The 13,647-nt window shown below is 69.9% G+C and carries 12 protein-coding genes; 8 read left to right on the forward strand and 4 right to left on the reverse strand.

All coding sequences use genetic code 11. The annotated features are described in order from the left end of the window. Window positions 1–139 precede the first annotated feature (139 nt). The gene (locus ACH34W_RS42430; RefSeq protein ID WP_395966877.1) at window positions 140–3,001 is read left to right on the forward strand and encodes a hypothetical protein; all 2,862 of its coding nucleotides are present in this window, start codon (window positions 140–142) and stop codon (window positions 2,999–3,001) included. 58 nt (window positions 3,002–3,059) lie between these two features. Continuing rightward, window positions 3,060–3,764, forward strand: a complete 705-nt coding sequence (locus ACH34W_RS42435) for a type 1 glutamine amidotransferase (protein ID WP_395966878.1) — start codon at window positions 3,060–3,062, stop codon at window positions 3,762–3,764. Here the strand turns inward: ACH34W_RS42435 and ACH34W_RS42440 are convergent. Both ACH34W_RS42440 and ACH34W_RS42445 read right to left on the reverse strand, forming a co-directional pair. Then, window positions 3,741–4,466: a gamma-glutamyl-gamma-aminobutyrate hydrolase family protein gene (locus tag ACH34W_RS42440; protein ID WP_395966879.1), complete on the reverse strand. Its 726-nt coding sequence runs from the start codon at window positions 4,464–4,466 to the stop codon at window positions 3,741–3,743. The genes ACH34W_RS42435 and ACH34W_RS42440 overlap by 24 nt on opposite strands. Further along, complete coding sequence (locus tag ACH34W_RS42445) at window positions 4,463–5,950, reverse strand: aldehyde dehydrogenase family protein (protein ID WP_395966880.1); 1,488 nt, start codon at window positions 5,948–5,950, stop codon at window positions 4,463–4,465. Before ACH34W_RS42445 ends, ACH34W_RS42440 begins: the two co-directional genes overlap by 4 nt. A gap of 126 nt (window positions 5,951–6,076) precedes the next feature. On the opposite strand from ACH34W_RS42445, the gene ACH34W_RS42450 reads away from it, so the two are divergent. The 5 genes from ACH34W_RS42450 to ACH34W_RS42470 are packed head-to-tail and all read left to right on the forward strand — an operon-like array spanning window position 6,077 to window position 10,625. Next, complete coding sequence (locus tag ACH34W_RS42450) at window positions 6,077–7,525, forward strand: aldehyde dehydrogenase (RefSeq protein ID WP_395966881.1); 1,449 nt, start codon at window positions 6,077–6,079, stop codon at window positions 7,523–7,525. Then, the gene (locus ACH34W_RS42455; protein ID WP_395966882.1) at window positions 7,513–8,418 is read left to right on the forward strand and encodes a 3,4-dihydroxyphenylacetate 2,3-dioxygenase; all 906 of its coding nucleotides are present in this window, start codon (window positions 7,513–7,515) and stop codon (window positions 8,416–8,418) included. The genes ACH34W_RS42450 and ACH34W_RS42455 overlap by 13 nt, the downstream gene beginning before the upstream one ends. Next, on the forward strand, window positions 8,418–9,263 hold the full coding sequence (locus ACH34W_RS42460; protein WP_395966883.1) for a fumarylacetoacetate hydrolase family protein: 846 nt from the start codon (window positions 8,418–8,420) through the stop codon (window positions 9,261–9,263). Before ACH34W_RS42455 ends, ACH34W_RS42460 begins: the two co-directional genes overlap by 1 nt. A gap of 4 nt (window positions 9,264–9,267) precedes the next feature. Next, window positions 9,268–9,456, forward strand: coding sequence for a ferredoxin (locus tag ACH34W_RS42465; RefSeq protein ID WP_395966884.1), 189 nt, complete (start codon window positions 9,268–9,270; stop codon window positions 9,454–9,456). A 2-nt stretch (window positions 9,457–9,458) separates the two neighbouring features. Then, window positions 9,459–10,625, forward strand: a complete 1,167-nt coding sequence (locus ACH34W_RS42470; protein ID WP_395966885.1) for an NAD(P)/FAD-dependent oxidoreductase — start codon at window positions 9,459–9,461, stop codon at window positions 10,623–10,625. Between the two features lie 13 nt (window positions 10,626–10,638). Here ACH34W_RS42470 and ACH34W_RS42475 read toward each other — a convergent pair whose 3' ends face one another. Beyond that, window positions 10,639–11,211: a MarR family winged helix-turn-helix transcriptional regulator gene (locus ACH34W_RS42475; RefSeq protein WP_395966886.1), complete on the reverse strand. Its 573-nt coding sequence runs from the start codon at window positions 11,209–11,211 to the stop codon at window positions 10,639–10,641. Window positions 11,212–11,267: 56 nt separating this feature from the next. Next, window positions 11,268–12,092, reverse strand: coding sequence for an acetoacetate decarboxylase family protein (locus tag ACH34W_RS42480; RefSeq protein WP_395966887.1), 825 nt, complete (start codon window positions 12,090–12,092; stop codon window positions 11,268–11,270). A 171-nt stretch (window positions 12,093–12,263) separates the two neighbouring features. On the opposite strand from ACH34W_RS42480, the gene ACH34W_RS42485 reads away from it, so the two are divergent. Beyond that, window positions 12,264–13,646 (forward strand): glutamine synthetase family protein, encoded by a 1,383-nt coding sequence (locus ACH34W_RS42485; protein ID WP_395966888.1) that lies wholly within the window; start codon window positions 12,264–12,266, stop codon window positions 13,644–13,646. The last annotated feature ends 1 nt before the right edge of the window (window position 13,647 follow it).

Genomic DNA, 13,647 nt, shown 5'->3' on the forward strand with positions numbered 1-13,647 from the left:
AGAAAGCCATGGCGCACGGAGCCTCTGGCCGATCGGCCAAACTTTGCCGCCGACCGGCCATGATCGGTGGCCTGGAGGCCAGGGGCGGTGGCCGGCCGGCCGATGTCTCGCGCCTGGGGTCCTTGATGCGCTTGATCTCATGAGCGAGATTCAACGATCGACATCCGCGCGCCTTGTGGGCCGTCCTGTCATCGCAGCCGGAGTGGTGCTGATCCTGCTGCTGGACGGACGTACGGCAGATTCGGCGGCACGCGGGCAGGCAATCACGGTCCAAGGCGAGTCACCGGCCCGGACCAATATCCCGGTGGCGGCGGACCCGAGGGCTTCGGGCGGCGCGTATCTGAAACTGTCCACCGCCCGTACGCCGACACGGGAAGGGTGGTACGCGACGTACAAGGTGAACGCGCCGGCCGCGGGGGCGTATCGCATGGAGGTCGTGTCGACCTCCCCGGTGGACCAGGAGCCGGAGACGTGGGGCTCCTATTTCAACCTGTCAGTCAACGGGGCCCGGTTCTCGCAGGCCGTCCGGTCGCAGCCGGAATGGGTCGGCTCCCATCGCGCCTGGGGCCACTTGTACCGGTTCCGGCTGGACGACGTGGAACTACGGCGCGGCGCCAACACGATCACGTTCATGGTCGACGAGCCGGTCGCAGTGTCGACCTCCGTGCTGCACCGCCTCCTGCTCGACACCTTCACCCTGACACCGACGGACGTCGCGCTGGCGGGCGTACATCTGGCCTCTCCCGGACGATCCCTCTCCAGCGCCCCGCACGATCCCGATCCCGCTGACAACCTGGGCATCTATCGCGAGGGCGAGCGGGCGGACCTTCACTTCCGCCTCAATGCCCGCTCCCCCGCCGCCCGGCCGCTCAGGTACGAGATCAGCGACTACTTCGGCGCCGAGGTCGGCTCTGGAACCGCGATGGTGCCCGCCGGCGCGGCGACGGCGACGGTACCGCTGCCAAGTCTGCCGCCCGGAAACTTCCGGGTCACCACGTCGCTGGACGGCACGTCCGGCACTCCGGTGACCGGCTACTTCGCGCACCTGCCTCGGCAGCGACCGGTCACCGGTGCGGCCAATCGATTCGGGGTGAACGTGTGGGCTTCCGCGGCCGTGCCGTCGTCGCGGCTCGACGCCCTGTTGACGGCGATGCGGGCGATGGGAGCCGAATACGTGCGCGACGGCGGTTCCTGGTCGGCTTCCGTACCCCGCCGTGGCCGGTACGCGACGACCCCGTACGACCGTCTAACCCGAACGGTCCACACCCACGGCCTCAAGTCGCTGGAGACCATCACCGAACCACCCGGCTGGGCCACGACACCCAGCTCCTTGCCGCTGCCCGCCGACCTGAGGGACGCGTACGCGTTCGCCCGGCATCTGGCTGGCAAGGCGGGCGCCACCAGATCCGACGCCGTGCATCTGTCCAATGAACCGGAGGCGGACGAGACGGCCAGCACCGGCGACCAGCAGGCCGCCTACCTCAAGGCGGCCTCGCTGGGCCTCTCCGACCAGCCCGGTCGCCGGCCTCTCACAGTGCTCCCGAGCATCTACGAGTCGGGCCACTTCCAGGACCTGATGCTGCAGAACCAGGTCGCCGGCTACGCCGACCACTGGGCGCTGCATGCCTATCCCAACGGTTACCCGGACCCGGTCAACCCGCGATTCCCGATCGAGGACGTCAACAAGCATCATCAGCTGCGACGGCTGTACGGCGCCCGGACGCCGCTCTGGACGTCCGAGGCGGGAGCGTACATCCGTTCGTCCCCCGACGGCCTCAGCCCTGCGAGCCAGGTCACCCAGGCGCGCTACCTGGTCCGGTCGGCCGTGGAGGATCTTGCCTCCGGAACCGCGAAGACCTTCTGGTTCTCGGGCTCGCCCATCGGGTCCCTCGAAGGAGAGCCGATCAGGTCCCTCAAAGAAGAGGAGGAGGAGAGCGTCTATTGGGGGCTGCTCAGCCCCAGGTTCCAACCCTGGCCGTCCTACAGCGCGCACGCCGCCATGGCCTCGATCCTGGGTGAGGCGAACTTCATCAAACGGCTAGAAGGATTGCCGCGCAACGTGACCGGCCACGTATTCGCCGCCCATGGCAAAACCGTCACCGTGCTGTGGGCGAACAAACCCACGCAGGTAAACGTGCCTACGCCCGGCCGGAAGGTCGATGTCTACGACATCATGGGCGCGCGCAAGACCACGACCACCCCCACCCAAGGCGGCACCCTCCAGGTGACAGCCTCGTCCGACCCTGTCTATCTGTCCTCCGACGCTCCGGCCAGGACACGCACCCACCCCACGGCCAAGGAGCCCCGCCGCGCCAAGCCCTCCACGGCCGAACACATTGTTCTCAGCCAGCAATTCGCCGCGCGCAACGCCGCCCCCAACAAGAACACCGGCGAAAACCGGCCTCCCTTCGGCTACCGGCTGGACCCCAGCACACCAATGAAACTCGACATCTACAACTTCAACAGCACCCCGCAGACCGTGACCCTCTCCGGCCGTGCCTACGGCGGCTGGACCGTACAACCGGTCAAGCGCACATTGCGTATCCCCGCCAAGGCTCGGGTGAGCGCGCCCGTCACCATCTCGTCCAGCGACACGGTCAAACGAGGCACGGACTATCCGCTGGTCTTCGAAGCCACCCTCAACGGCCGCAAGGTCCCGCCGTCGGTCTCCCGCATCCACCTCCCCGCGCCGGGCAGGCCGAACCCGCAGATATCGCTGGCACCATCGATCACCAAGCTCACACCGGCCAACGGAGCCACCGTCACGGGTCCCAAGGTGAACGTGACCGCCGACATCGCCGACGCCCTCTCCGGTATCGACCCGGCCCTGCTCACCCTGGAGGTGGACGGCCGCCCAGTGCCCACCCGCTTCGACCCGGCCACCGGACGGTTGACGGCCTCCCCGCACCTGGCCCCGGGCCGCCACGAGATCTGGATCCGCGCGTTCAACAAGGCGCACGCTCCCGCAGCGGCATCGATCACCCTGACCGTGCGCCGCTGAACGATCAGATATCGTTTGGAGGCAAATGGATTGCGGGTGAGCGGAACGGAAGGGTCGTATGCGTGCGCTGGTCATCGAGCACGACGCCGTGTCCCCGATCGGACCGGTCGGGGACAGGCTGGTCCATCACGGGTGCGATGTCACGGAACTGGTCGTCGTGCCGGCCGAGCGGCATCAGGCTCCCGGCGTGGAGGTCGACTTCCCCGATCCGGACGGCTGGGATCTGATCGTGGCGATGGGTGCGCCGTGGTCGGTCGACGACGAGGCGGCGATCGGCGCCTGGATCACCGGGGAACTGGCTCTGCTGCGCAAGGCGCATGCCATCGGAGTGCCGGTCCTGGGCATCTGCTTCGGAGGCCAGGCCCTGGCGGTGGCTCTGGGCGGCAGGGTCGAGCGCGCGCCGCGTCCCGAGATCGGGTGGGTGGACGTCGAGACCGATGAACCCACGCTCGTCGGGCCGGGGCCGTGGTTCCAGTACCACTTCGACCGCTGGGTCATGCCTCCGGGCGCCATCGAGGTCGCTCGCAACGAGGTCGGCCCGCAGGCCTTCCGGATCGGGCGCAGCCTCGGCGTCCAGTTCCACCCCGAGATCACCGTGCGCGAGCTGGAACTCTGGTTGTCGTACGACGGCGACAGGGACATGCGGCGGCTGGGACTCGACCCGGACGTGGTGCTCGACCGTACGCGGGCGATGGCGCCAGCCGCCGAACGCCGCGCGCACGATCTGATGGACGCATTCCTACGCCACGCCGAGCTCGTGTGAACGGGCGTCCGCGCGGGCGGACGCCCGTACGAGAGCGTTGAAGAGGGCCTGCTGGGCCGGGTCGTTCGCAGCCGTGTCCTCCGGGTGCCACTGGACGCCGAGGAACCAGCCGGTCGCATCGGGGAGTTCCGCGGCCTCGATCGTTCCGTCGGCTGCTCGCGCGGTGACGGCCAGGTCATCGGCGAGCTTCTCGATGTCCTGGTGGTGGTAGCAGGACGAGGTCAGCTCGTACGCGCCAGCCGTCTTGGCCAGCAACGAGCCGGGCTTGGCGGCGACTCGGTGGACGACATGGCGGTGGCCGTTCTCCATGTGCTGCCGCAACGTTCCGCCAAGGACGACGTTCACGATCTGAAGGCCCCGGCAGATCGCCAGCATCGGCAGTCCGGCGACGAGGGCGTGCCCGGCGACGGCCAGGTCGAAGGCGTCCTGCTCCTCGTCCACGTCGTACAGGGCCTCGTGCTCGCCTGCGGCGCCGTAGTGGCGGGGGTGCAGGTCGCCGCCTCCCGGCAGCAGCACTCCGTCGCAGCGAGCCAGACGTTCGGCGACCCGCTCGGGGTCGGCCGGGTGCATGATGAACGGTTCGCCGCCGCCCCGCCAGACCGCCTCGACCAGTGTGCGCGCGGCGACCTCGGCGGCGTACCGCAGCGCCGAGGCGCCGGCGGAGAAGCGAGCCGGGAGCGCGATCAGCGGGCGGACGCTCACAGCGCGATCCAGGTGGTCTTGAGGTCGAGGTACTTGTCGAGGGCGTGCAGCGACTTGTCCCGGCCGTGGCCCGACTGCTTGACACCGCCGAACGGGACGCTCATGTCGCCTTCCTCGTAGCAGTTGACCCAGACCGTGCCGGCCCGGAGCGCGCGTGAGACCGTGTGGGCGGTCGACAGGTCGGAGGTCCAGACGGCGGCGGCCAGGCCGTAGTCGGTGTCATTGGCAAGCCGTACGGCCTCGTCGAGGTCGTCGAACTCCAGCACTGACAACACGGGCCCGAAGATCTCCTCCCTGGCGATCCGCATCCCGGGCTCCACCTGGTCGAAGACGGTCGGGCGCATGTAGTACCCGGCCCCTTCGACCGGGGAGCCTCCGGTGCGCAACCGGGCACCTTCGGCGTTGCCGGATTGCACGTACGACAGGACGCGGTCGCGCTGGCCGGCCGAGACCAGCGGGCCCATCATGGTGGCCGGGTCGAGCGGGTCGCCGACCGTGAGCTTCTCGGCGCGGGCGACGATCCGGTCCAGCACCCGGCCGGCCACGGAACGGTGGACGAGCAGCCGGGACGGGGCCGTGCACATCTCGCCGGCGTTGAAGAAGATGCCCCAGGCGGCGGTGTCGGCGGCGGCGTCGAGGTCGGGCGCGTCCGGCAGGATGATGTTGGGCGACTTGCCGCCCAGCTCCAGCCAGACCCGCTTGAGGTTGGAGGCGGCGGCGTAGCGCAGGAAATGGCGGCCGACCTCGGTGGAGCCGGTGAAGGTCAGCGCGTCGACACCCGGATGCTCACCGAGTGCCCGCCCGGCGATCTCGCCGCGGCCGTTGACGACGTTGAGCACCCCGTCCGGCAGTCCGGCCTCGGCGGCCAGCGCGGCCAGATGCAACGCCGACAACGGGGACTCCTCGGCGGGCTTCAGGACGACCGTGCACCCGGCGGCCAGCGCCGGGGCGAGCTTCCAGGCCGCCATCGTGAGGGGGAAGTTCCACGGGACGACCGCGGCGACCACCCCGACCGGCTCGCGGGTGACCAGGGCCAGCGAGCCGGCGTCCGTCCGGGGTGACTCGTCGACGAGCTTGTCGGCGACCTCGGCGTACCAGCGCAGGCAGCCGATGACCGCGCGCAGTTCGATGCCGTCCGCCTCGGAGATCGGCTTGCCCATCTCCAGCGAGATCAGCAGGGCGAGCGTCTCGCGGTCACGCTCGACGAGGTCCGCCAGGCGGAGGAGGGCGGACTTGCGTTCGGCGGGGGCGAGCCGGGGCCACGGCCCTTCGTCGAAGGCCTGCCGCGCCGCTGCCACCGCCCGGTCGACGTCCGCGGTTCCGGCGGCGGCCACGTCGGCGATCGTACGGCCGTCCCGGGGAGAGACGACCGGCGACGTGGCGCCGTCACGGCTCGGCACGAAGGCACCGCCGATGTGGTGGCCGGTGTGCGGTGTGAGCCGGGCGGCCCGCTCGCGCCGGCCCTCGTCCAGGATGTCGGTCACGGCCTCTCCATCCGGTAGAGTTCATTTGAGCCCAAACAATACCGGACGAGGGCCCGTCGGGACTGTTGACCCGGACCGTCCAGCCCTCCTAGTTTATTTGGGACCAAACAAACCGGAGGTGCCGCTATGGCAGAGGTCGCGGGCGTCACCGTCGACACCGGCCACTGGATCGGCGGTGAACGGGTCGGCTCGGCCGCCGAGTTCACCGATGTCTCCCCCATCGACGAGCAGCCGATCGCCGAGATCGCACGCGGCGGGGCAGCGGAGGTGGAGGCCGCCGTGACCGCAGCCACCAGGGCATTCCCCGCCTGGGCGCGCACGAGCCGGGAGGAACGGGCGCGGCTGCTGCACGCAATCGCCGACGGTGTCGACAAGCGCGTCGAGGAGCTCGCGCAGGTCGAGACGGCCGACAACGGAGCGCTGATCCGATCCCACAGGCGCGGAGTGATACCGCGCGTGGCGCACAACTTCCGTTTCTTCGCCGACTGGCTGCTGCGGCTGGGGCATGACGACTTCGAGACCCGCGGCCACCGTAACCACGTCAGCTGGGATCCCGCCGGGGTCTGCGCGCTGATCACCCCGTGGAACGCGCCGCTCATGCTCGCCACCTGGAAGGTCGCCCCCGCGCTGGCCGCCGGGGACACCGTGGTGCTCAAGCCCGCCGAATGGTCCCCGCTGACCGCCTCGCTGCTGGCCGGCATCGCAGCCGAGGCCGGGTTGCCCGACGGTGTGCTCAACGTTGTTCAGGGGCTCGGTACGGAGGCCGGCGCGGCCCTGGTCGCGCATCCGGACGTGCGGCGGATCAGCTTCACCGGCTCGGTGCCGACGGCGCGCAACATCGCCGCTGCCGCGGCGCCGAACCTGACCCCGCTGTCGCTGGAACTCGGCGGCAAGTCCCCGCTGCTGGTGTTCGCGGACGCCGACCTGGACCTCGCCGTCGACCTGGCCGTGGAGCAGTACGACAACGCCGGGCAGGTCTGCCTGGCCGCGACGCGGCTGCTGGTGGAGGCGTCGATCGCCGGCGAGTTCACCGAGCACTTCCTCGCCCGGACAGAACGCCTCGTTCAGGGCGATCCCCGCGACCTGAGCACCGACATCGGACCGCAGATCCACCGCAAGCACTTCGAACGCGTCGATGGACTCGTGCGACGTGCCAAGGCGGACGGGGCCCGGGCGCTGATCGGCGGCGGGCCCAACACCGACCTCGGCGGCCTGTACTACCGGCCCACGCTCTTCACCGGAGCCCCCGAAGGCAGCGAGATCCTCAGCGAGGAGGTCTTCGGTCCCGTCCTGACCCTGCAGACCTTCGACACCGAGGAGCAGGCCGTCGCGATGGCCAACGGCACCCGGTTCGGTCTCGCCGCCACCCTCGCCACCGGGGACCCCGAGCGCGCCGCCCGCGTCACCGAGCAGCTGGTCGCCGGAACGGTCTGGGTCAACTGCTTCTTCGTACGCGACCTGCGGGCGCCGTTCGGCGGGTCCCGGCAGTCCGGCGTCGGCCGCGAGGGTGGCGACTGGAGCTTCGACTTCTACTGCGACGTGAAGAACACGGTGGTGGCCCCATGGGAGAAGTAGTCGGCGCCGGGCTCCTGGCCCACGTTCCCACGATCGTCTTGCCCGAGGTCACCCGCCGGGAGCTCAATCGCGGCGAGGACTCCACCTTGGTCGACGGCCTGCAGCGGCTGAGGGCCGACGTGTTCGACCGGGTGGACGACTACGACACCGTCGTCGTCCTCGACTCGCACTGGGCCACCACGGTCGAGTTCGTGACCACCGCCCATGACCGGCGCGCCGGGCTGTACACCTCCGAGGAACTGCCGCGGGGCATGTGCCGGATGCCCTACGACTTCCCGGGCGACCCCGAGCTGGCCCGTGCCGTCGCGCGCTACGCCGACAGGCACGGGACGTGGATCACGCCGATCGACGACCCCTACCTGCCGATCTACTACGCCACCGTCAACCTGTGGACCTTCCTCGGTGTGCGCGACAACCCGTACCTCGATCTGGACGGCAAGCGCTGGATGTCGATCGGCGTGTGCCAGACCGCCGACACCGAGGACTTCCTGCGCCTCGGCAGGGCGCTGGGGGATGCGATCGCGGCCACCGACCGGCGGGTCCTCCTCATCGCCTCTGGTGCGCTGTCGCACACCTTCTGGCCGCTGCGCCAGATCCGCGACCACGAGGCGGCCGATCCGTCGCACATCTTCACCCCCGAGGCCCGGGCCGCTGACGAGGAACGCATCGCCTGGCTGACGCGCGGCGACCACGCCCGCGTCCTGGAAACGATGCCGGAGTTCCTGCGCTTCAAGCCGGAGGCCCGGTTCGGCCACTACCTGATGATGATCGGCGCTCTGGGTGAGGGCGCCTGCACCGCTCCCGGCCGCCTGTACAGCAAGTACGAGAACTCCGTCGGAACCGGCCAGGTGCATGTCTGGTTCGACCGGCCCGAGCACGGATGGACCGCCTGATGCCCGAGTACCGCAGGATCCTGCTGGACGGAGCAGACGTCCAGGTCGTCCGCGAGGGTGACGATCTGGTCGCCGCCGATGGCCGCCGGGTGCGAGCCGAGGAGGCCGTGCACCTGCCGCCGTGCAGGCCGACCAAGGTGGTCGCGGTGCATCTCAACCACCGCAGCCGCGTGGAGGAGTTCCAGGCACGGCTGCCCGCCGCGCCGACGTTCTTCCACAAGCCGATCTCCGCTCTGAACGCCCACGGCGGCGCGGTCGTCCGTCCGGAACGGTGCAAGTACCTCAACTACGAGGGCGAGATCGCGATCGTCATCGGCCGGACCTGCCGCAACGTCTCCCCCAAGGAAGCCGGCGCGTACATCGCCGGATACACGGTGGCGAACGACTACGGCCTGCACGACTTCCGCGACACCGACGCCGGGTCGATGTTGCGGGTCAAGGGCTCGGACACGCTGTGCCCGCTGGGCCCCGGCCTGGTCACCGACTGGGACTTCCGCGGCAAGTACCTGCGCACCTACGTCAACGGCGAACTTGTCCAGGACGGCGGCACCGACGAGATGGAGTGGGACATGCACTACCTCGTCGCCGACATCGCCCGCACCATCACCCTCTACCCGGGGGACGTGCTGCTGTCGGGCACTCCGGCCAACTCGCGTCCCGTGCAGCCGGGAGACGTGGTCGAGGTCGAAGCCGAGGGCCTGGGCCGGCTGCGCAACCACATCGTGGCCGGTCCCGTCCCGGTCCGCGACGACTGCGGTGCGCAGCCCACCGAGTCCGAAGAGGTCATCTCCACCGCCTTCGGCGGTGACTGGGAGTTCCGCGGCATCCGTTCCCCGAGGAGGTAGAGACGTGAAGGTCATCGTCGACATGGACAAATGCCAGGACCACGGGCAGTGTGTGTTCTCCGCGCCTGAGGTCTTCAGCCTCGACGAGGCGGGCCGGCTGGAATTCGACAGCGCACCCGATGACGCCTTGCGCGAGGCTGTTGAGGAAGCAGTTGACGTCTGCCCCCTCCAAGCCATCGCCGTCGAGGACTAGCGGTGCGCCGGATCGTTGTGGTCGGTGCGTCCCTCGGCGGCCTCCGGGCGGCCGAGCAGTTGCGGGCCGCCGGCCATACCGGTGAGCTGGTGGTCGTGGGCGACGAGCCGCACCCGCCCTACAACCGGCCGCCTCTGTCCAAGGAGGTCCTCGCCGCCGAGGTGTCCCTCGACCGGGTGGCGTTCCGGATGCGGGCGAGCGTCGCCGATACCGACTGGCGCCTCGGGACGGCCGCCACCGAAGCCGATCTCACCGCGCGCGTCGTACGCCTGGCTGACGGGACGGAGATGTCCTACGACGGCCTGGTGATCGCCACAGGACTGCGGCCCCGGCGGTTGGACGCCCCGGGGTCGGGTCCGTCGCGGCACGTCGTCAGGACGCTGGACGACGCGGCCGCTCTGCGCGCGTGCCTTGAGCCCGGGGTACGGGTGGCCGTGGTCGGCGCGGGCTTCATCGGATGCGAGGTCGCCGCGACCGCCCGCACCCTCGGCGCGGACGTCACCATGGTGGCGCCGGAGAACGAGCCCATGCTCCGGCCACTCGGCGCGGAGTTCGGAGCCGAGCTGCGCCGACGCCACCAGCAGCAGCGCGGCGTGCGGTTTTTGCTCGGCCGTACGGTCGCCTGCTTCACCGGGAACGGACTGGAGCTGTCTGACGGAACGATGGTCCACGCCGACGTGGTCGTCGAAGCGGTCGGGTCGGTGCCCTGCGTCGAGTGGCTGGAGGGCAACGGGCTCGACCTGTCGGACGGCGTGCTGTGTGACGGCGCACTGCGGGTCGAGGGGCGTCCTGATGTGGTCGCCGTCGGCGACGTCGCGCGGTTTCCCAACCTGCGGTACGACGACGTCCCTCGGCGGGTGGAGCACTGGAGCATGCCCACCGACACCGCCAAACATGCGGCACGGTCCCTGCTCGGTGAGAACGGCCGGCCGTTCATGCCGCTTCCCTCGTTCTGGAGCGACCAGTACGACATGCGGCTGCAGTCGTTCGGTGCACCGGCCCTCGGCGGCGGTGACATCCGCTTCCTGGAAGGAGACCTCAGCGAAGAAGCGGTGCTGGGCTACCACCGCGATGGAAGGCTGGTCGGCGTGGTCATGCTCGGCCGTGGCGGCTCCATGTCTCGCTACAGGAAGCTGCTCTTGGACGAAACCCGGGTTCCTGCGAGCTGACTGCGGCCGTCCGTCAGTCTCGCGCGCGACGTCCGGAGCGCCGGGGTGGCAAGGGGGCGCCGGCCCGCAGCAAGTCCCGGCGCTGCTCCCCCTGGCTTTCCAGGTGCTCGACGATCGTGGCGAGAGCCTGTGCCAGCGCCTTGTTCTGGCCTTGGTCCAAGCGCTCGACGACGAACGCCTCTTCGGCGTTGAACTCCGGGAACAGCCGCTCCATCAGCTCCTCGCCCTTGCCGGTGAGCCTGAGGACCACCCTGCGGCCGTCGCTCTCGTGAGGGCCTCGTTCCATCAGCCCGCGGCCCTCCAGCGTCTTGACCACGCCGGTGAGGGTGCCCTTGGAGATACCGGCCTCCTCGGCGGCATGCCGCGTCTCGATCTCGTCCCAGATCCACACCACCCACAGCACGACGAACGCCGTCCAGGTGAGGTCCGCCGAGCGCAACACCGAACTCTCGAAGTGCTGCCGGATCGCGGCGGCCGCCCGGTAGATGTTGGAGACGGCCATCATCGCGTCCTCGCGCAGGACGACGTCCCCCAGCCGGCGCTGGATGGCCTGCTCGGTCTCGCGCAGTGTGTGGTGGCCGGTCACTGATGTCCTCTCGATGACCCCGGCGCGGGGTACGGATCCCGGCCCGACGGATACGGCTACGTCGAATCTACCCGTGTCGCAGCCCCGTCCCGGTCCCACAGCCGCCTGCCGCCGTTCCAGACGACCCCGACCTGGCGGAAGTAGGCACCGATCACTTCGGTCACCTCAAGGTGTGCCAGTTCCTCGGCCGGCGACTCGAAGAGCTTCAGCTCGGCGTCGCCCGCCCAGGCAGGCCCGGCCTCGAAGCCTGCCGCGCCCGACTCGATCAGTTCGTGGAGCGCCGGGGGTCCGTCCGGCTCGATCGACGGCAGGAAGCGGTGGTGAGCCATCGGGTGGCCGTTGACGAACCCGTTGGTCTCGGACGGTTCTCGCAAGGTGACCACAGCCTCAGCCAACCTGCGGTCTGCTGCGGCCAGGGTCGCGCCGAATTTTCCACCCGCACCGATGCGCGGGGCCGCCTGGCCGTAGGGGTGGGGACGGGTCTGGTGGATCGAGCCGAGCTTCTTCGGGTAGCCCTGATGAAGCCCCCGGGCGATGGCGAAGTCCTTGTCGACCCAGATGTAGACGCAGCGGCTGTACGTACGCCCCTCGAACGAGCAGCGCACCACGACGAAACACTCCTTGTACTGGGCGCGCACCGGGTCGAGGAGTTCTTCCGCGGAATCCGAGCAGGATTGCCAGTCCGCCCAGATGATCGCGACCGCACCGGGATCCTCGGACGCGGGTTCGAGGGGGCCGGGAAGCAGCTCCGCGACACGCGCCGGGTCGGTCCGGAACTCCACGGTCAGCAGATCACCGGAGTAATGCCAGGGCGGACTGGGGATCAGCGACGAGCGTCCCGTCGCGGTCTTGGGGTACAGGAACCCATGCACCGGTGCCACCGTGCCTCCTCCGCCATTATTGTTTGGATCCGTACGATATGCGGGAGCCGGTGGTCTTGTCACCTGGCAGGCGAATGTTCTGCCCGATCCCGGCGACCTCTTGCCAGGCCACGGCGGCGCACATATTGTTTGATCCCAAACGAGCTACCCGCCCTCCTGAGGGGAGCCCCCGTGCCCGGACAGCACCCGGTGAACGTTCATGAACAACACTCCGTGGACGTTCATGACGTGGTGGAACGGCTGACGGCCGACGGCATCGACGTGGTCCGGGTCTCGTTTCCCGACCTGATCGGCGTCGACCGCGGCCGCGACGTGCTCGTCGACCGGCTGCCCTCGGTGATGGAACACGGCCTGGCCTTCTGCCGCGCGGTCTACCACACCAGCCCCCAGGGCGACGTCGTGGACGTGGCCGGCGGCCTCGACGCGGGCCTGCCGGACATCTGCGTCCGGCCCGATCTGTCCACGCTGGCCGCGATCCCGTGGGAGCGGGGCGTGGCGCAGTGTCTCGGCGAGGCCTACGAACCGGGCGGCACCGAACCGTGCGCCGAGGGGCCGCGCGAGGTCCTCCGGCACGCCATCGGCCGGCTCTCCGAACTCGGCCTCTCCCCCGTCGCCGGGCCAGAGCTGGAGTACTACCTCTGCGAACCCGACCCCGGCACCCCGAACGGCTGGCGCCGCTACGGCGAGGGTCCCGGCAACGTCTACACCGTCGGCCGCAAGAGCGACCCCGACGGTCACCTGCTGCGCGCCCTGCGGCATCTGCGCGACCTGGGGCTCGGCGTGACCATGGGCAACCACGAGTTCTCCTCCGGCCAGTTCGAGATCAACCTCGACCACTCCGGCGCGCTCGACGCCGCAGACCGGGCCTTCCGGCTGAAGTCGGCCGTCAAGGAGATCGCCCGCATCGAGGGGCGGCTGGCGACGTTCATGGCCAAACCGTTCAACGACGACGGCGGCTCGGGCTTCCACGTCCACCTGTCGTGCGTGGACGAGACCGGCCGCAACGCCTTCGACGGACCGGACGCCGGTCGCGGCGGGCTGTCGGAGACCGCGCACCAGGCGATCGCCGGTGTCATCGCGCACGCCCCCGCGCTCGCCGCGATCTTCAATCCGTCGATCAACTCGTACAAGCGGTTCGGCCCCGACACCCTGGCGCCCTGGCTGATCGACTGGGGGCTGGACAACCGCAGCGCCATGATCCGCATCCCGCCGGAGCGCGGCGGCGCCACCCGGCTGGAAGTGCGGCTCGGTGACGCCGGCGCCAACCCCTACCTCGGCATCGCGGCCCTGCTGGCCGCCGTGTACCTGGGCATCCGGGGCAAGCTCACTGCGCCGCCGCCGCTGGAAGGCTACGGCTACGACACCACCAAGGCCGCACGGCTCCCCGGCGACCTGGCGGCCGCACTCGACGCCCTGGCCGACGACAAGGAACTGGCCGGTGTGCTCGGCGAACGGTTCGTCCGCTCCTACCTGGCCTACAAGCGGGACGAGATCGCCCGATTCCAGCGGCACGTCACCGACTGGGAGTTCCGCGAGTACGCCCACCACCTCTAAG

Source organism: Actinomadura sp. 6N118 (assembly GCF_044326415.1).
Classification (GTDB): Bacteria; Actinomycetota; Actinomycetes; order Streptosporangiales; family Streptosporangiaceae; genus Spirillospora.

Excerpts from the sequence above, each read along its gene's own strand:
- ACH34W_RS42460 (WP_395966883.1), top strand. The coding sequence starts at position 8,418 with ATGCCCGAGTACCGCAGGATCCTGCTGGACGGAGCAGACGTCCAGGTC.
- ACH34W_RS42435 (WP_395966878.1), top strand. The coding sequence starts at position 3,060 with ATGCGTGCGCTGGTCATCGAGCACGACGCCGTGTCCCCGATCGGACCG.
- ACH34W_RS42455 (WP_395966882.1), top strand. The coding sequence starts at position 7,513 with ATGGGAGAAGTAGTCGGCGCCGGGCTCCTGGCCCACGTTCCCACGATC.
- ACH34W_RS42430 (WP_395966877.1), top strand. The coding sequence starts at position 140 with ATGAGCGAGATTCAACGATCGACATCCGCGCGCCTTGTGGGCCGTCCT.
- ACH34W_RS42450 (WP_395966881.1), top strand. The coding sequence starts at position 6,077 with ATGGCAGAGGTCGCGGGCGTCACCGTCGACACCGGCCACTGGATCGGC.